Annotated in this window: 17 protein-coding genes; 10 read left to right on the forward strand and 7 right to left on the reverse strand. The window is 41.8% G+C overall.

Going from position 1 to position 20,931, the window contains the following annotated elements:
• The coding region (locus HXY43_RS20955; protein WP_290887171.1) for a HAMP domain-containing protein at nt 1-1,592 on the reverse strand (1,592 nt) is incomplete at its 3' end.
• A 952-nt stretch (nt 1,593-2,544) separates the two neighbouring features.
• Between HXY43_RS20955 and HXY43_RS20960 the strand changes: the two genes are divergently transcribed.
• Complete coding sequence (locus tag HXY43_RS20960; protein ID WP_290887174.1) at nt 2,545-5,559, forward strand: tetratricopeptide repeat protein; 3,015 nt, start codon at nt 2,545-2,547, stop codon at nt 5,557-5,559.
• 2 nt (nt 5,560-5,561) lie between these two features.
• Here the strand turns inward: HXY43_RS20960 and HXY43_RS20965 are convergent, their stop codons facing one another.
• Entirely contained in the window at nt 5,562-6,098 is a 537-nt protein-coding gene (locus HXY43_RS20965) for a COP23 domain-containing protein (RefSeq protein WP_290887177.1), read from the reverse strand.
• A gap of 133 nt (nt 6,099-6,231) precedes the next feature.
• Between HXY43_RS20965 and HXY43_RS20970 the strand changes: the two genes are divergently transcribed.
• The 3 genes from HXY43_RS20970 to HXY43_RS20980 all read left to right on the forward strand — a co-directional run bounded on the left by HXY43_RS20970 (nt 6,232) and on the right by HXY43_RS20980 (nt 14,226).
• Nucleotides 6,232-9,552, forward strand: a complete 3,321-nt coding sequence (locus HXY43_RS20970; protein WP_290887180.1) for an S-layer family protein — start codon at nt 6,232-6,234, stop codon at nt 9,550-9,552.
• A gap of 190 nt (nt 9,553-9,742) precedes the next feature.
• Nucleotides 9,743-11,422 carry a ShlB/FhaC/HecB family hemolysin secretion/activation protein gene (locus tag HXY43_RS20975; protein WP_290887183.1) on the forward strand — a complete coding sequence of 560 codons (1,680 nt, stop codon included), beginning with the start codon at nt 9,743-9,745 and terminating at the stop codon, nt 11,420-11,422.
• Nucleotides 11,374-14,226 (forward strand): CHAT domain-containing protein, encoded by a 2,853-nt coding sequence (locus tag HXY43_RS20980; protein ID WP_290887186.1) that lies wholly within the window; start codon nt 11,374-11,376, stop codon nt 14,224-14,226. Before HXY43_RS20975 ends, HXY43_RS20980 begins: the two co-directional genes overlap by 49 nt.
• Nucleotides 14,227-14,355: 129 nt before the next feature.
• Here the strand turns inward: HXY43_RS20980 and HXY43_RS20985 are convergent, their stop codons facing one another.
• From HXY43_RS20985 to HXY43_RS21000, 4 genes are all read right to left on the reverse strand, one after another.
• Nucleotides 14,356-14,631: a hypothetical protein gene (locus HXY43_RS20985; protein ID WP_026732332.1), complete on the reverse strand. Its 276-nt coding sequence runs from the start codon at nt 14,629-14,631 to the stop codon at nt 14,356-14,358.
• 92 nt (nt 14,632-14,723) lie between these two features.
• Nucleotides 14,724-15,185 (reverse strand): VOC family protein, encoded by a 462-nt coding sequence (locus tag HXY43_RS20990; RefSeq protein ID WP_026732331.1) that lies wholly within the window; start codon nt 15,183-15,185, stop codon nt 14,724-14,726.
• A gap of 102 nt (nt 15,186-15,287) precedes the next feature.
• The gene (locus HXY43_RS20995) at nt 15,288-15,416 is read right to left on the reverse strand and encodes a hypothetical protein (RefSeq protein ID WP_290887191.1); all 129 of its coding nucleotides are present in this window, start codon (nt 15,414-15,416) and stop codon (nt 15,288-15,290) included.
• Nucleotides 15,417-15,419: 3 nt separating this feature from the next.
• Complete coding sequence (locus tag HXY43_RS21000) at nt 15,420-15,755, reverse strand: DUF4278 domain-containing protein (protein ID WP_290887193.1); 336 nt, start codon at nt 15,753-15,755, stop codon at nt 15,420-15,422.
• A 251-nt stretch (nt 15,756-16,006) separates the two neighbouring features.
• Here HXY43_RS21000 and HXY43_RS21005 point away from each other — a divergent pair, with 251 nt between their 5' ends.
• The 3 genes from HXY43_RS21005 to HXY43_RS21015 all read left to right on the forward strand — a co-directional run bounded on the left by HXY43_RS21005 (nt 16,007) and on the right by HXY43_RS21015 (nt 18,735).
• A complete protein-coding gene (locus tag HXY43_RS21005; RefSeq protein WP_290887196.1) occupies nt 16,007-18,166 on the forward strand; it encodes a Tex family protein in 2,160 nt (719 codons plus the stop codon).
• A 168-nt stretch (nt 18,167-18,334) separates the two neighbouring features.
• Complete coding sequence (locus HXY43_RS21010) at nt 18,335-18,526, forward strand: hypothetical protein (protein ID WP_026732326.1); 192 nt, start codon at nt 18,335-18,337, stop codon at nt 18,524-18,526.
• Nucleotides 18,523-18,735: a hypothetical protein gene (locus HXY43_RS21015; RefSeq protein WP_026732325.1), complete on the forward strand. Its 213-nt coding sequence runs from the start codon at nt 18,523-18,525 to the stop codon at nt 18,733-18,735. The genes HXY43_RS21010 and HXY43_RS21015 overlap by 4 nt, the downstream gene beginning before the upstream one ends.
• Before the next feature lie 15 nt (nt 18,736-18,750).
• Here HXY43_RS21015 and HXY43_RS21020 read toward each other — a convergent pair whose 3' ends face one another.
• Nucleotides 18,751-19,713, reverse strand: coding sequence for an integron integrase (locus HXY43_RS21020; protein WP_290887201.1), 963 nt, complete (start codon nt 19,711-19,713; stop codon nt 18,751-18,753).
• A 286-nt stretch (nt 19,714-19,999) separates the two neighbouring features.
• On the opposite strand from HXY43_RS21020, the gene HXY43_RS21025 reads away from it, so the two are divergent.
• The 3 genes from HXY43_RS21025 to HXY43_RS21035 are packed head-to-tail and all read left to right on the forward strand — an operon-like array spanning nt 20,000 to nt 20,840.
• Nucleotides 20,000-20,149, forward strand: coding sequence for a hypothetical protein (locus HXY43_RS21025; protein WP_290887204.1), 150 nt, complete (start codon nt 20,000-20,002; stop codon nt 20,147-20,149).
• A complete protein-coding gene (gene merF / locus HXY43_RS21030) occupies nt 20,146-20,361 on the forward strand; it encodes a mercury resistance system transport protein MerF (RefSeq protein ID WP_290887207.1) in 216 nt (71 codons plus the stop codon). The genes HXY43_RS21025 and merF overlap by 4 nt, the downstream gene beginning before the upstream one ends.
• Nucleotides 20,358-20,840: a (2Fe-2S)-binding protein gene (locus HXY43_RS21035; protein ID WP_290887210.1), complete on the forward strand. Its 483-nt coding sequence runs from the start codon at nt 20,358-20,360 to the stop codon at nt 20,838-20,840. Before merF ends, HXY43_RS21035 begins: the two co-directional genes overlap by 4 nt.
• The last annotated feature ends 91 nt before the right edge of the window (nt 20,841-20,931 follow it).

The following is a 20,931-nucleotide window of genomic DNA, read 5'->3' on the forward strand; positions in this document are numbered from 1 at the left end:
GTTTGATATTTGTCAACGTAATCTCTGGCAAAACAAGGATCGGGAATTTCTGCACCCAATGCGGACGACCAATTATCACCTACGCATTCAGCTACAATCTTGCCTATCCAGTTTTCATCGAAGCTATAGACAACGACTCGATCTACTTCGATGGCTTCTCGCATTGTTGTTACCACTGCATTCAGTATTTGTGCAGTATCTAGGGAACCGCGAATGCGAGGAGTAATTTTATTGATTAGCTGTGCTAGCTTGGCTTCATTTTCTTGCTGGATGGCTTTTTCAGAAATTGTTTCTACCATTTGGTTAAAGGCGACAGCCAATTGCCCTAATTCATCAGTGCTGTCAATTTCCATGCGAACAGAGCGATCGCCACCAGCAAATTTCCGGATTTTTCCTTCTATTTCTCCTATTGGTTTCAGAATTCTTCGCTTGAGAGTATATGTCCAAACCCCAATCAGAATTAAACCAAAAACACCCGCCAGTGCATATTGCAGTCTATTTTGCTGAAGCAAATTCTGGAGATTATCTTGGCTGCTTCCCTGTACTAAAATGGCTACTGATTCACCTGCAAAAATGGGGACATCCCGACTGGGTTCTGCAATGATTTTATTAGGAACAGCCTTGGCGGCGATCGCGTAGTTTTGGTTTCCAATAGCCACCTGTCCAGTCACTACTTTACCTTGATCCAATACTGCTCGTACAAGTATTGATTTATCGGGTAAGTCTAGATTAGGTGTAGCTTCACTTAAGTCGATTTCTTCACTTTTATTTAAAGCTGTAGCTAAGGCAAAATCTCCTGCTCCTTTGTTCATGTAAATAGCAGTGTAGCCTTCGCCTGTGGCTTTGAGGGTTCTCCGTGTAATCGACTGTTTTCCATTGACAACATCCCCAGCAAGCAAAACACCAATAACTTGATTACCTTTGTGAGATTTAACAGGTGTAACTGTGTAACGAACAAGAGCATCTTGATTATTCAAGTTTTGCACTAAGTTAGGTACTTCTTTTTCTAAATCCGATCTCTTAACAATGACGTTCGCTTGAATTTGTCTGGGGTTTTTTAATACCTCACTCACCAAGCCATGCGGATCAAAAAATTCGCCTCTGCGATTAGAATTGGCATTAACAATAATCCGCCTGTCTGTGCCGACTAGAGTTGCAGAGTCAATACGGAGAGTCTGAATTTCATTTTGGAGAATTTGCTTGACTTCAGAGTACGATGGCTGGCTTAAATTCTGACCAAGTAAATGCAGTTGGGCAGCCTTAATAATGGCATTATTTTTTGACTGGCCATTAAAGGCAAAATCCATTTGAGTAAATTTCAGGTTGTAATTAACATCTGCAATGCTAATTTCTGACTTTGCTTGTTTGAGAGATTGAGCCTGTAAACTGCGATTAATAATTAAAGTCGAACTAATACCTAAACCGAAAATAATTGCCAATTCAGACACAAGCAGAGCAGTTAAATGTTTGCTGTTAATTGGCAAGTTAACAAACCACTGCCCTAGAGGAAGTTTTGCTTTTGGGACAGCATTAGGATTTGTTTTTGCTTGTGTAAAAATCTCTTTGTAATTATTTCGATAACTTTTAAGCATAGATGATTTTTAAAGACAATTTTCTAGGTTCGGTATGCTGAGCATGAAGTTCATTTGTCACTAGTCCGAAGTCAAAGTTTTGTCAATATCAATGAGTTTGGAAAAACTAAACAACTTTAATGCTAGGACTAATGACTAAGCATTTTCTTGTCATAAAGTTACTAGCAAGCTGCTAGATGCCTGATTGCTGGATAAAAATTTTTAAACTAATATACACTGCGTCTAGATCGGACTTTTGATTGTTAAGACTATCAGTAGTCACTAGCCATCATTAATTTTGCAAGATAAATGATTAATACTAACAACATGCACTAATCCTCACCAATTAATTATGCAAGGCTAACTGCATATAGGTATTGGGGTTGATTTTTAAGATTATGGCAAAGCAATTTATGTACAAATAATAAAGTTAAAATTATGTCGGCTTGCAGTCAAGGAAAAAATGTAGCCTGATTTCTCTACAGTGAATCTTGACAGTCACAAAAATAGCTACATTTGGACTAGTGTTCTCACTACAAAGATATTTATATTAAGTGCAAATACAGTATAAAAAATACCAAGTATTAGCCATCGACCGACATTCCGCACCTCAACTGTCACAATCGGTTTTTACTGTTTTTTAGAAGGAGATAAAGCTATTTCATATACTTTAACTCCTTGAATCAACTGAGAAAGAACGATTAAGAAGTATATTTTATAGCTGAAAAACAAGAAAAATTCAGTGATTATGCTATGTGACACCCCAGGGTGCGGAATGTGGGATCGAGTAATACCTACTATAATTACTCTAGATTCTATAAAGCTATATACATGAACATCGAATCAGACTGAAGGTCAAAGGAGAAAGGTTATGGATTTTAAACAGTCATGTATCAAACACTGAATATATCTAACAAAACTTTCGTTTAAGATAAGTTACATACTTGTTTATTGCACTATTTATGATAGCTTCATGTCTATGAGCTTTCCTATCAAACCGTTAGGTCAAGTTTTACAACAGGCTGACTTAATTTCAACTACACAGATAGAGATAGCTCTACAAGAGCAAACCCAAGCTGAAAACATCCGGATAGGGCAGATTTTAGCTTTGCGAGGATGGCTCAAACAAGAAACAGCTGATTTTTTCGCTGAGCAGTGGCCGACTCTATTAAGTCAAGAATCGAAACAGCCTTTAGGTCATTATCTTAAAGAAGCTGGGCTTTTGAATGAGCATCAAATCAAAACCATTCTCTACGAGCAAAGAGAAATGGGACTTAGATTTGGAGAATTAGCTGTTCTCAAGGGTTGGATCAAGCCAACTACAATCAGCTTTTTTTTACAGTATCTGACTTCTGAAGGTCAGCCATACCAGTCAAGTTTGGAACAGGAAGAAGTTATAGATGGTAATAGCAGTCAAATACCAGCAGAGTCACTAAATTCAGAATTAGCAGTACAACAAGAGAGCAACATAAAAGAATCTAATCCTAATCATAAATTTGTTTCGAGTTTGAGTTGGATTCACCAGGACATAACACATCTACGACCTTTTATTCGTAGCACGATCAAATTGTTCAAATTAGATCGAAAAGCTAATTGTCCCGAAATTGTGCTGCAAAAAGTGCTATCCTGGACAGGCGCTCAACCTTTTCTCACCCAAAAGCTGTGTCAATTGATATGTGATGGTGAAACTTTTATTCCTGCTGGAGAAGAAGCGGCGAGAGTAGAGCAGTTAGTGCAAACCCGCTTGATTGAAAATTGGGAGACTCAAGTTGCAGCTGAGCATTTGCTGGCAATTCGCAAGGGTATAGTTGAAAATCAGCATTGTGACCCGATGTTGCTGCTGAGGCTTTATCAGCAAGTCTTGTTAGAAACAGAAGTGCCTACTCATCACAATCCAGTCCAAACAGAGTTGCTGGATTTAGGATTAGTTGTCAAACAAGAGAAGAAATTAAGAGTAGCTAACCGCATCTACCAATCTGTTTTTAATTTGGGTTGGGTTGAGCAAGAATTAGAACGGTTACGACCTTTTCTTAACAACATCATCAAATTATTTAAATTAGATCAAAAAGCCAGTCGCCCAGATATTTTGTTAGAACAGGTGCTATCCTGGACAGGCGGTCAACCTTTTCTCACCCAAAAGCTGTGTCAATTGGTCTGTGATAGTGAAACTTTTATTCCTGCTGGTGAAGAAACAACGAAAGTGGAACAGTTAGTGCAAACTCGCTTGATTGAAAATTGGGAACATCAAGCAGCGGCTGAACATTTGCGAGCTATTCAACAGGGTTTGATCAAAAATCAATACTGCGATTCTATATGGCTGCTAAGGTTGTATCAGCAAATCTTGCAACAGGGAGAAGTGTCAATTCATGATAACAGTCCAGTCCAAACAGAGTTGTTGAATTTGGGATTAGTTGTCCAACAAGAGAAGAAATTAAGAGTAGCTAACCGCATCTATCAATCTGTTTTTAATCCGGGTTGGGTTGAGCAAGAATTAGTGCGATTACAACCTTTTATCCAAAACACGATTAAGTTATTCAAATTAGATGAAAAAGCTTGTTTTCCAGAAACTTTGCTACAAGAGGTGCTATCCTGGACAGGCGGTCAACCTTTTCTCACTCAAAAGCTGTGTCAATTGATATGTGATAGTGAAACTTTTATTCCGGCTGGTGAAGAAGCGGTGAGAGTGGAACAGTTAGTGCGAACTCGCTTGCTTGAAAATTGGGAAAATCAGGCAGCAGCTGAACATTTGCAAGCTATTCGACAGGCTTTAGTTGAGAATCGGCACTGCAAGCCGATGTGGTTGCTGAGTTTGTATCAACAAATCTTGCAACAGGGAGAAGTTTCTATTCAAGACAGTCCAATCCAAACAGAGTTGTTTAATTTAGGATTAGTTGTAAAACAAGAGAATAAATTAAGAATATCTAACCGCATTTACCAATCTGTTTTTAATCTGGATTGGGTTGAGCAAGAATTAGCAAAATGGCTTCAAGCCTCGTCTTCAACCATTACTATACCTAAAAGTGTTTCTATTAAAGCAACTCCAACAATCACTCTGTTTGAAGCCAACAATTTGATTTCTAATCATAGAGGCGTAATATTTAAAAGCATTTGGATTTTACTGGCAATAGCTGGTTTGAGTATCGTGAGCTTAAATATCTTTCGGAACCAACAGGTAAAAAATCTTTTTCAACAAGGTAATGAACTATTTCACCAAGGAGAATACAAAAAAGCGATCGCCAAATTCGATCAACTTTTAAATATTGATAGTAATTACTATCAAGCTTGGACAAACCGAGGTTATGCACTGGCTGGTTTGCAGGAATATAACAAGATGTTGGAATCCTGCTCAACAGCAACTATCATCGAGCCAAAAGCAGTATATGCTTGGAATTGTCAAGGAGAGGCTCTACATAACCTCAAGCAATACTATGAGGCCATTTCTGCCTTTGACAAGGCTATTGCTCTCGACTCGCAAGACCCTGTATTTTGGATTAATAAAACCGAATCACTGATCGCACTTAAGCAAAGCGATACGGCGCTTATTACTATTGATGAGGCAATTAATCTGCTGCTGCAAAAAATTCACAAAGCTGAGAAAGTAGATGAGCAACAGCAAACCATCAGAGAGTTATCAGTTTCTTTTAGCCACAAAGGTAAGGTGCTAGCGCAAAAGCAACAATACAAAGAAGCTCTTGCTGCTTATGACCAGGGATTAATATACGATCCCGGATATTTTACTGCTCAGCGAGGTCGGGGTCTAGCACTCCAAAATTTGCAGCAATACAAAGCAGCGATCGCTCAATTTCAACAGATGCTTAAAGAGCATCGGCTGACAGATGCTCAAAAAGCAGAAACTTGGTATTACATGGGATTAACGTTTTGTAAGTCATCTCAAATTCAAGAGGGATTTGCTGCTTTAGAAGCAGCTCTCAAACTCAAGCCAGATTATCAGGCTGCAGAGGAAGCAAAAACCAATTGCAGCCGATAATTTTAGAATAGCTTCTGCCACCAAGGCTTAGACTTGATATCAACGTAAATCCGACTGACAGTCCTGGAATCAGGAGGTTGTGATTGCTTAAAATCGCTACCAAGCATCTCGTATAAAGCTTGAGAGGAATTAACCTTGGCGTCGAGAGCAAATAAAACCTGAGCGCTGTAATGGTTGCAACCGACGCCTCTACGTTGGACAGCGCAAACTACAGGTTGAGCTTTAAGCTTGTCATTGGTTAAGTAGTGAGCACGCCCTGTCTTGTATAGTTCCTGCAAGATTTTAGCTGTATTTTGGCAGTTTTGCACAGCATCTTGAGTTGAGAAATATTGAGGCAAGAAGCTGATAATTGTAATATTTCTTGCACTCCCTTGAGCAGAGGAAGTGGCGATCGCCGTGGGTGTACTACTGGTGTCAGTATTACAGGTGATGTTGATGGTAGAAGAAACTGGACTAGGCTGAGCAACTGTTGCTACAGCAGAGAATGCGAATATCGGAGCCATGCCCAAAATGGTGACCCAAGATAGCCTTTTGTTCACAGAGTCACATCCTTTCTTGACCGAATTTTCAATTTTAATATACTATTTTTTAGTTAAATTTACTTAAGTTTGACAAAAAAAGAGAACTTAAGTAGTGTTCAATGAAGTTAATCTGTTAATTTTTAAATTCAAGATGAAACAGGTTGCTCAGCAAATTTTATTTGTTAGCAGTACGGTTATTTGCTGTATATTTGCTAGCTGCCCTGCGCAAGCACAAATCTCCGCAGATGGCACGATTCCAACTAATGTTAATCAAATAGATAAAGTCTTTGAAATCACTGGAGGAGCACAAGCTGGCAGCAACCTATTCCACAGTTTTAAAGAATTTTCTGTGCCCAATGGTAGCGAAGCTTTTTTTAAAAACAGCGCGAATGTTAATAATATTGTCAACATTATCAATCGAGTCACAGGCGGCTCAATTTCTAATATTGATGGATTAATCAAAGAAAACTACGGCGCTAATTTGATTTTAATTAATCCGAGTGGTATTAATTTTGGTGCCAATGCTCAACTAAACATAGGTGGCTCTTTTTTAGGAAGTACGGCCAGTAGCCTCAAGTTTACCGATGGTACAGAGTTTAGCGCCACCAATATTCAGAACTCTCCTGTACTGACAATCAGCGTTCCAGTCGGCTTGCAATTTGGGCAAAATTCAGCAGCAATTAACGTTCAAGGTCAGGGGCACAATTTATCCCTTGAAAGTCAAATATTTTCACCCTTTACTAGGGGTAGTACTGCTGGTTTGAAAGTGCAGCCTGGGCAAACCCTAGCCTTGGTCGGTGGCAATATCAGCTTAGAGGGAGGTATTCTGACCGCCGAGGGAGGACGGATTGAGTTAGGTAGTGTGGGTGAAGGTTTGGTTAGTCTCAATCCTACTGCTGGTGGCTGGACATTGGGCTATCAGGGCGTACCTGCTTGGAAAGATATCGAGATGCGATCGCGCTCAATTGCTGACGCTAGTGGTGTTGGTAGCGGTTCGATCCAGTTACAGGGCAGAAATATCAACCTTAGTGATGGATCGGCCGTATTAATTCAAACTCAAGGGATAGAATCAGCTGGAAACATTGACGTTAATGCATCTGAATCTTTGAAATTAATTGGCACCACACCAGACGGGCAGATTGCCACCAACATAGTTACTGAAACCATTGGAGGTGGCAAGAATGGAGATATTAACATTACCACTCCAAGCCTAGTTGTTCAGGATGCAGGTGTCATATCTGCTGCTAATTTCACTGCTGCACAAGGCGGCAATGTTACAGTGAATGCTTCTGAATCGATAGAAGTAAATGGGTATTCATCTGTAAACCCGAATCGTTTTAGTACCATCTCTGCTACTACTTTCGGCCCAGGAAATGCCGGAAAACTCACACTATCAACCAAGCAGTTAACAGCAACAGATGGAGGAAACATTGCATCTGTAACAGCTGGAACTGGCTCAGGGGGAAATGTATTTGTGAACGCATCTGAATTGGTGGAACTCATCGGAGTAGCACCAATAGTCTTTGCACCCAGTCAAATCACCTCTGGTACAGGAGGCCCAGGCCAAGCCGGTAGCGTCACAATTAACACTCAGCGTTTAGCGATCCGAAATGGAGGCAGAGTAGATGCTTCCACTTTAGCGAGTGGCCCTGCTGGCAGCATTACAATTAATGCCAAAGATTCAGTAGATGTGAGTGGCAGAGTACCAGGATCTGTCAATCCCAGTCTGATCCTCTCCTCTGGCAATATTGTCGATCCTCCCTTGCAACAGTTATTAAGACTACCTCCCGTTCCTTCTGGCTCCTCTGGAGACGTGACAATTAACACGGGGAAATTAAGTGTTACAGATGGCGCTCTGGTAACAGCAAGCAATCAAGGTTCAGGAACTTCTGGAAATGTGAGAGTAAACGCTGGTTCTATTTTTTTAGATAGTGGAGGTGGTATCACTTCCGAATTAGGAGGAAGCGTTGTACAAGGGAGGCCTGTGTTCTTTTCTCCCATAACCTTGGGAGGTAGTAAGGGAGGAGATATTGGTATTTCAACCCAGGATTTAATTGTCCGGGGTGGAGCCAATATATCAACTTCCTCCTTTACAAACGCAGCAAGTGGCGATATCAGTGTGGATGCCTCTGACTCGATACAAGTGATTGGGTTCGCACCTTTTAATCCCAACGCGCTCAGCTTTATTAGTAGTTCAACCTTTGGTTCTGGAAATTCGGGAAATGTGAATCTATCAACCGGTCAGCTAAAGGTTCTTGATGGCGCGCCTGTGGGTGCTGCAACTTTTGGAACTGGTTCTGGAGGAGATGTTACAATCAACGCAACTGAATCTGTAGAAGTCATCGGTGTAGAACCAAGCCTACAGATTGTAAGTGCTGTGGGTGTTTCAACCCTTAGTCGGGGAAATGCTGGTAACTTGACTGTTAACACACCCAGATTAATAGTTCGCGATGGAGCACGGGTTGACTCTTCTACTACCGCAACTGGTGCCGCAGGAAGTGTGACCGTAAATGCCTCTGACTCCGTGGAAGTGAGCGGCACAATACCTGGAACTTCCATTCCCAGTTTGATCAGTTCTGGTGCCAACACTTCATCTGAAGTCGCCCAACGGCTTTTTGGAGTACCTCCGGTACCAAGTGGAGCGTCTGGGGACGTGACAATTAATACAAGTAAATTGATTGTCACGAAAGGTGCTCAAGTAACTGCTAGGAATCAGGGATCCGGCAATGCCGGCAGTGTGAAGATCAATGCTCGTTCTACTTTCCTGGATAGAAAAGGTGGGATCACAGCTGCAACCGCATCCGGTGAAGGGGGCAACATTTTCCTACAGACAGATTCCTTACGAATGCGCCGTGGCAGTCAGATATCGGCAGAAGCTGGTGGAACTGGTAACGGTGGTAACATCACCATTACTGGCTTCAGCCCCACTGATTTTGTTGCGCTGCTCGAAGGTAGCAAAATTACTGCTAACGCATTTCAGGGTAGAGGAGGAAACATCAGTATCAATACCCAAGGACTCTTTGTTTGCCCGGAATGTCAGATTAGTGCCAGTTCAGATTTAGGAGTAGATGGTGAAGTAGAAATATTTACACCGGATACTACTACCAACCAAGAAGCGATCGATTTGCCACAAGAGATCGCTAAACCGGAAGAAGTGGTAGCACAAGTCTGTCCAACCAACAGGAAACCTGGTCAGAGTGAGTTTACCATCACCGGACGCGGAGGATTGCCACCCCGACCCAGTGAACCGCTTAGCAGTGAAGCCTTGATTAGTTTTGAGTCTGCTCCTACCCAAGCAGAAAATTCTTCAACAGGAGCGATCGCCACAGCCAAAGCCCACACCCAACAACTACCACCCCCAGCCCGAGGTTGGTATGTTAACCCCAAAGGTGCGATCGTCCTGACAGCATCTGCCCCTACAGCTATCCCCTACGGTTCTGGCTTAACTTCATCATCGTGTCATGCTAATTAAACCCAAATCACACAGACAAAGGAACAAGGGGATAAACAAACAGAAACAAGACGCAAAAACACAGGGACGCAAAAACACAAAGATATTTTTCTTCTCTTCATCTACCAGTCTTTTCTTCTCTTCATCTACCCGTCTACCAATCTTTGGAGGCGCGATCAATCTGCCCCTACTTCCCTTCTTTTTGCTGCCCATGCTCTCCCACACATCCTCTGTGTGGGCACAATCGGTCAATCCTATTACTCCAACTCCAGAAGAACAACCCCGTCCTGCTCCTACTCCTTTACCTCCTTTAGAAAAACCTCTCCAGTTTCCGCCTACAGCACCTCCAACTCCCGATCAAATCCAGAATCTACCAGGGACGATTGTCGTAGAAAAGTTTGAGTTTGTTGGTAGCACTGTATTTAGCCAACAAGAGTTAGAGCAGGCGACGGCTAACTTTACCAAGAAACCCATCACTTTTGCTCAGCTTCTGCAAGCTGCCAATCAAGTCACTCAACTTTATCTCAAACAGGGTTACATTACTTCTGGAGCTTACATACCCAGTCAAGAGATCCAATCGGGGATTGTCAAAATTCAGGTGCTGGAAGGCAGTTTGCAAGATATTAATGTCAATATCGTCAAAGGACGGCTGAATTCTGATTACGTACGCAGCCGCATTGCTGTTGCTGCTTCCACACCTCTGAATATCAATCGTCTACAGGAGTCGCTGCAATTACTGCAACTTAATCCTCGGATTGAAAGTTTAAATGCTGAACTTACTGCTGGCACTAAACCCGGTACTAATTCCCTGGAGGTAACAGTTACAGGAGCCAAAACTTTTCAAACTCAACTCAACCTAAATAATAATCGCAACCCCAGCGTTGGCAGTTTTGAGCGTGGGATTGAGATATCAGAAGCAAGTTTGTTAGGACTGGGAGATGAGTTTATTGTTGGCTATCGCAACACTGATGGCAGCAATAGATTTGAGGGCAGTTATACTTTGCCAGTCAATCCTCGCAATGGCTCTTTGAGCTTTAACTACCGAATTACCAACAACCAGATCGTTAAACCACCTTTTGATGATTTGGATATTGAGGTAAAGTCTCGCGAGTATGAACTCTACTTTCGTCAACCAGTTATTCAAACTGCTAGTCCTAAAATCAGTCAAGAACTTGCCCTCAGTCTGGGGGTAGCTAGGCGGGAAAGTGATTCTTCCATTCTGGGAGTTGAATTTCCTCTGTTTCCAGGAGCAGATGCCAATGGAAAAACCCGTGTTTCGGAGTTGAATTTTGCTCAAGAATGGTTGCAAAGGAGCCGTCAACAAGTCTTAGCAGCTCGTTCTGAGTTTAGTCTGGGCATCGGTGCCTTTAGTGCTACTGTTAACAACAATGAACCAGATAGCCAGTTTTTTCTCTGGCGGGGACAATTGCTGTATTTGCGTCGTTTTGGAGAGGTAAAAAACACGCCCGCCGTCAATCCTACCCTGTTTGTTCGTTCCAGCGTGCAACTAGCAAGCGATTCTCTTCTTTCTATAGAACAGTTGAGTTTGGGGGGACAAGCAACAGTACGGGGTTATCCTCAAGATGCCGTGATTACCGACAATGGCATTTTTACTTCTGTTGAGGCACGGCTGCCCATTTTCCAATCTTCGCAGAACAACAGAGTTTTACAAATCACACCATTTATTGATTTTGGTACTGGCTGGAATACAGGTAGAAACAATCCAAACCCCAATACCTTAGTGGGTATAGGAGTTGGCTTACTCTGGCAGATGGGAGAAACTTTTACAGCCCGGTTGGACTGGGGTATTCCTTTAGTGGATATTGATTCGAGGCGAGAAACATGGCAAGAAAACGGAGTGTATTTTCAACTGGAGTACAATTTGTTTTGAAAGGAAGGCTGAAGGCAGTCTCAAAGAAAAACCTCACCCCGTCCGATCGGACACCCCTCTCCTTGCTAAGGAGAGGGGAAGGGGGTGAGGTTACTTTCAAAACAGGAGGCAGAAATTACCGTCGTCTAGTTGTCTTGACGCTTTCAATTTTATTGGGACTGATTTCTACTCTCAGCATTCCAGCTTGGTCGAATTCCAAATCTCCGATTCCGAATTCTGCTACTCGTGCGCTACAACTGGCACAAGAAGGACAACAACTATATAATGCAGGCAAATTCGACGAAGCAGCAAAGCTTTGGCAAGCAGCGGCTAAAGCTTATCAGCAACAGGGCGATCGCGAGGGGATGAATAAGAGTCTGATTAACCAATCCCAGGCTCTCCAAGATTTAGGATTATATCCCAAAGCTTGCAAAACTTTACTCCAAGCTTTTGCTGTTGATAAACCAACCTGCACCCAATCGCAACTAAACAGTTTCCTCACGAATATTTCCCAAAAGCGAGACTCTCTTTCACTCACCCAAGCGACTGGCTTGCGTAGCCTTGGTGAAGTTCTCCGCAAACAGGGATTGCTTAAGGAATCTCAAAAAGTCTTGCAGTTGAGTTTAGCAGTACTGAATAAATCACCAGAATCGAGTGCTGTTTTGCTGAGTTTAGGCAACACCGAACGAGCTTTAGGCAACCAAATCCGCGATCGCTGGGATTACGAACAAATTACAGCCATCATCGACCAAAAATCCCCAGACTCTGCTCTAGCCCCTTACCAGCAAGCTTTCAAGTACTATACGCAAGCAGCAACTGTGGCATCATCTCCACCAGTGGTGAAAATTTCAGCACAACTCAATCACTATAAACTATTACTAGAAAACCAAAAATGGTGGAGAGAACAGACGAGTCGGCGCATCGTTTCTTGGACTAGATTTGGCGAATCCCAGTTGATTGAACGCGCCAAAGATTTTTTGTCTCAGTTGGAATCCCAACTCAGCCAAAATGCCCAAACTTTGCAAACTCAAATTGAATCTACCCTTGCCACTGTTCCTCCAAATCGGGCAGTTATCTACGCTCAGATTAGCTTTGCTGACTGTCTCATTAAAACCGAACAACTAGACAAAGCCAAACCTGTTTTGGATGCAGCACTGCAACAGGCACGTACTTTACAAGATCGGCGGGCAGAAACTTACGTTTTGGGATATCTTGGTCAATTTTACTACCAACAAAAGCAGTTAAATCAGGCGATCGCCTTAACTCAGCAAGCCCTAGCGTTAGCTCAAGAACAAAATTTTACTGGAGATGCACGGGAAATTACTTATTTATGGCAATCGCAGTTAGGTAGTTTCCTTAGAGAACAACGAGATACAAAAGGGGCGATCGCAGCTTACACCGCAGCCTATAATACTCTTCAGTCCCTCCGTAGCGATTTAAACGCCAACAATCGAGACATCCAATTTGACTTTCTCAAAGAAGTCAAACCCGTTTATGTAGAACTAGCAGATTTGCTTTTGCAATCAAAACTGGGTGCAGATGAGCTAAATTCCCTAGTAGTGTCGAATCCCAATATTACCCAAGCAAAGTTTGAGCAGAACCAACCAAAAAACCGCTTAGAATTTGCCCGTAGAGTCATAGAATCTTGGCAATTAGCAGAATTAGATAACTTTTTTCAAGATCCATGTTCTGAGGAAACAAATATCGCCATTCAGATTGATGATATCGATACCCAAGCAGCTGTTATCTATCCTTTTATTTTTAAAGACCGCTTAGAAATTATCCTTTCCTTACCAGGAAAACCTCTACAGCAATTCGCAATTCCCGTCAGTGAAGAGAAAGTAAATGACACGCTTGATCGGCTTTACGATTACTTAGACAATGTTACTGTTAATAACTCTGCTCGCAATATCCTAGCAACTGCCAACCCAGATCCAGAAGAATTAAAAGAAAATATCCAGACACTTTTACCAATTTTTGCACAGCTATACAACTGGTTAATTCAACCTGTCGAGACACAGTTAAATACCAATCAAATCAAAAATTTAGTTTTTGTGCTGAATGGTCGATTGCAAAAAGTGCCGATGGCAGCCTTATACAATGGTCAAAAATATCTGATCGAACAATATGGTGTTGCTTTGGTGCCAAGCCTGCAACTTATAGATCCGAAACTACTCAAGCGGGAAAAAATCAAAGTTTTAGCTGCTGGAGTCAGTAAGCAAGTTCAGATTCAAGGAGAAACTTTTCCGGCATTGGTGAATGTACCAAAGGAATTAGAAGAAATTAAAGAAGCTTTTCCTAGTTCTTTAAAGCTTCTCAATCAAGAGTTCACCACTCAAACTATCCAAAACCAGCTGAAAGAGAATTTCCCTGTTGTTCACCTAGCAACTCACGGTCTATTCAGTTCTAATCCCCAAAAGAATTTTATTATTACAGGGGATGGCAAAAGTATCAGTATTAACGAGTTGAGTAATTTATTGAGAGAACAAGAGAGTAATTTGGAATTACTGGTGCTAAGCGCATGTGAAACTGCCACTGGTGATGAACGAGCGATGTTAGGTTTGGCAGGAACGGCTGTACGTTCTGGTGCACGCAGCACTCTTGCTACTCTCTGGCCTGTAAGTGATGCTTCTACCGCTCAACTAATGGGTGAATTCTATCAAGAACTCACAAAACCAGGAGTGAAAAAACTTAACGCTCTGAGGATAGCTCAATTGTCACAGATTAAGTCTCTTCGGAGTAAGCCGTTATTTGATGAATTGAAGTCTTTGCCTCCCCATCCTTATTTTTGGGCTTCTTATGTTTTGGTGGGTAATTGGCAATAAAGTCTAAGATACAAGGGTGCGTTACGCTGTCGCGTTAACACACCCTACAACTATTGGTTGGATATTTTTTTAATTGGAAGTCCCCAAATTACTTACCCACAACTTTTTAGACATCCTCTTAACTTCAAATCATTGAGGAGGAATCAGGCTGGCAGTTTTTGTAACACTATCCCAAACTATCCAACCAAACTTATGATCTAAATTATCACCAGTATTTGAGACGTTAAAATAAAGCTTTTCGCCATTCCTCGTTTCAATAGCAAAGTCAGCATTTTGAGCGTATACCACTTTAAAACCTCTGTCTCGCAAGCAATACATCGCCCAAGCTTTTAATGACTGTTTTGCGGGTTCGTGTGGAATTGGAGGTTTTTTGATTGCGTCTTCGATAACTTGGAAAATCTGCATTTTAGTCAAGAGTCAAGAGTCAAGAGTCAAGAGTTAATAGTTAATAGTTAGCAACCAATAACTACTAACCACTATCTACTAACTACTACCTATCAAACAGGATCGCAGCGAATCTCTATCATAAAGCCATCGGGGTCATAGAAGTAAACGCCGCGTCCGGTAGGACGGGTGACTGGGCCGTGGGCGATCGCGATTTGATTTTGTCTGAGTACTTCAACAGCGCGGTCAAAACTGAGCGGATCTATGTCAAAAGCTAGATGATAAGCTCTAGTAAAAGTACGTTCTGGATTTGGATCTGGAGGTGATAATTCTGGTTCCCAGAACAAATCTAGGATAGTGCCATCAGGGGTGACAAAATTAGCTACTTTGCCCTGCGCTACTAAATCCTTCAGGGTTGCGGGAACTTCATCACCTGTTAATTCGTGCAAACCCAGGATAATGCCGTAAAACTGCCGTGAAGCTTGCATATCTTTAACATTCAAGGCAATGTGATGCACGCGACGTAAGTCACCCTGAGTAAGGATACTTGTAAGTGATTGGGGGCTAGATAGCATGGTGTCACTGAAATTTACTTTCTAGGATAGGTCGCCTGTCTTGACGATCGCCATAACTGGTTACAGTTTTTTAACGTCAAGAATATTAACCCTTTTAGCCAGTTATGCGATCGCTGCTAGCGGGTGTCCCCACCATCGCACAACGTCGGTTTTAAAGCAAAGCTTATGAATTCTCCAAGGGAGAGTGCAATACTTACCAACAATTTCTCCCTTTGTAACTTCAACTGTCAAGTCCTAGTAATTTACACCGCGATACTTACGTGTAAATTCATTCTCCATTTTTTGAACCTCAGAACTACTTGCTTGTCGGCTGTGATTATAATTTGGTTGCTCTTGTTGTTTTTTTTGCTGTCTGAGTTTGTACTCATTTTGTTGTAATAGTTTTTGAGTACCAACCAAGACAACTACTAGCAACAAAAGCTGCACTTGCCAAGGTGCTAATATCAAGCCTAAAGCTAGGCTAATAACTGCGACTACACCGATAAGCTGCCCGATTTCATCGGTGCTTTTTTTGAAGATATAGGCAGTTACTAAACCAGTAAAAAGTGGTATCAGAAACAACACAGGCATTTTTCCTTCACCTCTGAACTAAAACCAGAAGCGCTATATGCGTGGTATGTGGATATTAAGGCTGCTGTTATAAATACATGTAGTAAAATTTACTACGCGCTATTCTTGACCATAATACGCTATTAATAACAACAGCATAATTAGTTAAGTTTCCTAAAAAGTCTAATATATTAGCTTAACATTCTACACTTGCCTTCTCACATCAATCTACCGTATTACCTTGATTGAGTAACTTTTTCCATTGACACCCGATGCTGAACATTCCTCAATTACTGGCAACTGAACTCAACCTCAAAGCCTATCAGGTGCAAAACGCGCTGGAACTCCTGGCGGAGGGTGCAACAATTCCCTTTATTGCACGTTACCGTAAAGAACGCACTGGGGAAATGAATGAAGTCCAGCTGCGCGAATTGGCAGATAGATATACTTACTTAACGGAACTAGAAGAACGAAAAACAGTAATTTTAAATGCGATCGCCGAACAAGGTAAACTTACCGACGAACTCAAAGCAAAAATTGCAGCCTGTTTGCAAAAAACAGAGCTAGAAGATTTATATTTACCCTACCGTCCCAAGCGTCGCACCCGCGCCACCGTTGCGAGAGAAAAAGGACTGGAACCTTTGGCAGAATTTATCAAGTCGCTGAATACCAAAAATGCTGCACCTATTCCTTTAGAAGCAGAAGCACAGAAGTATATTTCCCTAGAAAAGGGAGTCAAAACAGCAGAGGAAGCGCTAAAGGGTGCTGCTGACATCCTTGCAGAGGAAGTCGCGGAAAAAGCAGAGTTACGCGCATATCTGCGTGAATATTTGTTAGAAGAAGGGATATTTGTCTCTCGGATCAAAGATGAGCATCCTGAAGGAACGACGAAGTTCGAGATGTACCGTAACTATCAGGCAAAGGTAAAAAATATTGCACCTCACAATTTGCTAGCATTGTGTCGCGGTGAAAATGAAGGTGTGTTGAGTTTTGATATCTCCTTTAATGAAGATATGGTGCTTTCCTATTTAGAATCACAGGAAATTCGCTCCAAACATCGCCCTATCCGCAATTTTTACCAGGAAATGGTTAAAGATGCATTTAACCGTCTGATGAAAACTTCTTTGATCGGTGAGGTAATTTCAGAGAAGAAACTGTACGCTGACATTGAGTCGATCAAGACATTTGAAGCAAATTTGCGAGAATTGCTGCTGTCTGCACCTGCGGGGATGAAACCGACGATGGCGATAGATCCGGGGTTTAGAACTGGGTGTAAAGTTGCAATACTTGACGAAACAGGAAAATTTTTGGAATACCAGGCGGTATTTCCTCACCAAGCACTAGAACAACGTGCCAAGTCTGCACAAACTCTCAAAAATCTGATTGATAAGTACAAAATAGAGTTAATAGCTATTGGTAATGGTACAGCTTCTCGCGAGACAGACGAGTTTGTGGCGGAAATGCTGCGAACTATAGAACGCAAACCAATTAAAGTTATTGTCAATGAGTCGGGTGCATCTATATATAGTGCTAGTAAAGTTGCAGCACAAGAATTCCCCGACTTAGATGTTACCGTGCGCGGAGCAATTAGTATCGGCCGCCGCTTGCAAGATCCCTTAGCGGAACTGGTGAAAATCGACCCCAAATCTATTGGTGTGGGACAATATCAACACGACGTGGATCAGAAGTTACTGAAAAAGAAGTTGGATGAAACGGTAGAAAGCTGCGTTAACTACGTTGGTGTAGATTTGAATACAGCTTCTAAGGAACTTTTGACTTTCGTCTCTGGCATTACGCCCACGGTTGCTAACAATATTGTCACATACCGCAACCAGCACGGAGCCTTTAAAAATCGCCGGGAACTACTGAAGGTACCGAAGTTGGGGCCAAAGGCGTTTGAACAAGCAGCAGGTTTTCTCCGCATTCGCGGTGGTGAGAATCCTTTGGACAATACCGCCGTACATCCAGAGAGTTATTCGGTGGTGCAGGCGATCGCTAAAGATTTAGCTGTACCCTTACAACAGGTGACGCAAATTGCCGCAAAACTCAACAAGACAAACCTGAAAAAATACGTCACCGACACCGTAGGCGAACCAACACTACGCGACATCCTTAAAGAATTAGAAAAACCAGGTAGAGATCCCCGCGCTGAGTTTAAGTATGCCACCTTCCAAGAGGGAATTAAAGAGATTTCCGATTTGAAAGTAGGGATGGAATTAGAGGGGATAGTTACCAATGTCGCCAATTTTGGTGCATTTGTGGATATTGGTGTGCATCAGGATGGTTTGGTGCATATCTCCCAACTTGCTGACAGGTTTGTGGACGATCCAAAGAAAATCGTGAAGGTGGGACAGGTTGTGAAAGTAAGAGTGTTGGAAGTGAATGAGAAATTGAAGCGGATTGGTTTATCGATGAAGGGGGTGAAGCAGTAGAATCTCTGTTCTCACATTATGTATAAAACTTGTTTGTAGTCAGGACTTTAGTCCTTGCTGTCAAGGAAGAGGACTGAAGTCCTCACTACAAGCTTATAACTAGCTTGCGTAGCATTTGTTGCACCAAAGCTACTACCATGAGTTGGCAAGTTAAGCTGTACGTATGACATGAATCCAACAAATGAACAAACTCAGGGACTTTATCGATTGTGTTACCGACTCACTAACGTCATATATCCGGGATGGCAATATAAAAGTATTGAGCTTGTTCGCATAGACGAGAGGACTGGCAGGTTATACGTGCTAGCTGGAGAGAATTTGGATTTCGAGATCAAGCCTACGGGAGGATACGAGCCATGACAACCACTAATTATGAAGCAATGAGCCTTGATGAGTTAAGGCAATATGTGCTGAGTCATCGAGAAGATATCGTCGCTTTTCAGGCTTATATTGACCGTTCATCAGCTGCTGGACGGATGATCAGCATAGACTTAAATGACAATAATTGGGAAGAGAACCTAACTGAGCAGATTCAGCAAAGTACATCAGTTGAGGGTGAATCAGAGTAGCCCTTATATTATTTATTAATCAAGTGGACTGCGAACACCTCGCCCACCACGGTTAAGAACGTGAGTGTAAATCATTGTTGTTTTCACATCCTTGTGTCCTAGTAATTCTTGAACCGTGCGGATGTCGTAGCCATTTTGCAGCAAATGTGTAGCAAAACTATGGCGAAATGTATGACAACCAACCTTTTTTTGAATACCAGCTTGATGAACCGCTTGTTTTAATGCTTTTTGTAAACTACTTTCATGAAGGTGGTGACGACGAACTTCTCCACTACGCGGGTCTTTTGAGATGCTACTCGAAGGAAAAACAAACTGCCAAATCCAATCATACTTTGCTCTCGGATATTTTCTCTCTAACGCAAAAGGTAAATAAACTGAACCATAGCCTTTTTGTAAATCTTGTTGATGTAGAATTTTTACACTTTGTAAATGAATTTTTAATTCTTCAGCGATACTTTCAGGTAACATAGTCACCCGATTTTCATTTCCCTTTGTATCACGGACAATAATTTGTTGTTGGGTAAAATCAATATCTTTAACCCTTAAGCTAAGTCCTTCAGTTAACCGTAAACCTGTACCGTAAAGTAATTTAATTAAGAGTTGATGCACACCTGACATTTGTTTGATAATGGCAAAAACTTCATCTTTTGTGAGGACAGTTGGTAAATATTTAGAACGTTTTGCCCTGACTGCATCTACTTTTAAATCTAAATCTTGCTTTAGAACTTCTTTGTAAAGAAATAAAATGGCGTTCAAAGCTTGATTTTGAGTCGATGCAGCAACTTTTTGGTTCACTGCTAAATCTGTTAAAAATGCCTCGATTTCAGCACTTCCCATATCCTTCGGGTGACGCTTATTATGGAAAAATATATAGCGTCGAATCCAGCCAATATAGCTTTTTTCTGTTTTGTATGAATAATGTTTAAGTCGAATAGCATCTTGCACCTGTTCCATCAACTTTTTTGGGCGTTGTTCCATAAAATAATATCCAGAAAATTTCCGTCTAATGTCCTAATTTGGATATTATGCGGAAATATTCGGGATATCAGCGAGGAATACACTGAAAATATTGTACTTACGCACAAAATTAGGTTAATATACGGAAAAATTCTGCCTCACGATGCTTTTTCGGATAATATCCAGAAAAATTCTAGATATCCACCCCAAATTAGGTAATTATACGGAAATATTCTGTATAATGGTTGGATATTGACGATATATAGATGGTGAAGCACCGACCTGCCATGAGATTCATTCCAAACTGGTGAGTAAAGTCAGCCAAATTGAAGAGGCGATCGCCCAGTTACGGGAGTTGAAAAGTGAATTGTTACCGCTAATTCAGCATTGTGAAAACAACCTTGCTGAAAAAGGAGAATCCGCAAACTGTATTGTTTTTCAGGATAAATTGCTATGAAGCCAAAAGTTGCGTTTTGGGCGAGTGTATCAGGAACAGTCATAGTTGCTCTATGTTGCTTTACACCTGTCCTCGTTGTAACCCTAAGTGCAATTGGTTTAGGGGTTGTGATTGGCTACCTAGATTACATTTTGCTGCCTGCCCTAGTTGTGATGCTGATCATCACATTTGTTTCATATCGTCGGTATAGACGTGGAGGAATGCAACAATGACTGAATGCTGTTGTCCATCTTCACCTAATAAAGAGAGTGGATCTCGTTGGCAGCGTCTCTGTCCGCAGGATGGTACAAAAGGAAAACCTGTCCAACTCATCACTCTAAAAAGCTTGCTAGTACCAGTTGCACTAGAGCAATTAAATCCAGCGACTGCTTACGGGTTTTGTCCAAGTCCCAATTGTCCAGTTGTTTACTTTTCCGAGCAGGGACAAACTTTCACAACGGCTGATCTGAAAGTATCTGTTTTTCAAAAAAATGTGAATGGCGATGTTTCTGTTTGCTACTGTTTTGGTTGGAGTCGCCAACGCATTCGTGAAGAGCTTAACCAGTCGGGGGAGAGCAATGCTGTCGATATGATTACGACTCACATTAAAGCAAAACGTTGCGGCTGCGAAGTCAATAATCCCCAAGGCTCTTGCTGTTTAGAGAATATCAGATCAGTGGTCAAACAAACAGTTGAAGAATTGGCTAGATGATGGCGCAGTATAACAACCCCAATGCAGCGGACGGACGAAAACCGCTGGTGTTGAGTTTGAGGCTATCTGCCGCCGCTGATTGGGAACGTTA

The sequence above is a fragment of the Fischerella sp. genome (assembly GCF_013388695.1).
In the GTDB taxonomy this organism is placed as follows: Bacteria; Cyanobacteriota; Cyanobacteriia; order Cyanobacteriales; family Nostocaceae; genus PCC9605.